Source organism: Microbulbifer okhotskensis (assembly GCF_023895975.1).
Lineage (GTDB): Bacteria > Pseudomonadota > Gammaproteobacteria > Pseudomonadales > Cellvibrionaceae > Microbulbifer > Microbulbifer okhotskensis.
In genome coordinates this window covers 1-235 of record NZ_JALBWM010000512.1, presented here as the reverse complement: position 1 = coordinate 235, position 235 = coordinate 1, and the positions used below count along the sequence as shown (strand labels likewise).

Sequence of the window (235 nt, the reverse complement as noted above, 5' to 3'; positions counted from 1 at the left end):
ATGACCTGTACTCAATCGGGAACCGCGTGGTGGTAGACGATGTGTTTAAATTCGAGGAGATGGATAAAAGCCTGGCCATTCTTACGGAAAAACTGGGCTTACCGGAGCCCCTGGCCTTACCTGAGTACCGGGCTAAAAGCGGGTTCCGTAAACAAGCCGGTTACCGGGAGGTACTCACCCCGGCAGCCGTAGCGGAACTCAAGGTCATGTTTGCCCGTGAGATCGCTTACCTGGG

1 protein-coding gene is annotated in these 235 nt (G+C 54.9%); it reads left to right on the top strand.

Annotated elements, in window-relative coordinates:
* Nucleotides 1–41: 41 nt before the first annotated feature.
* Nucleotides 42–235: hypothetical protein (locus MO867_RS23110; RefSeq protein WP_252473496.1), on the top strand; the 194-nt coding region annotated here is incomplete at its 3' end.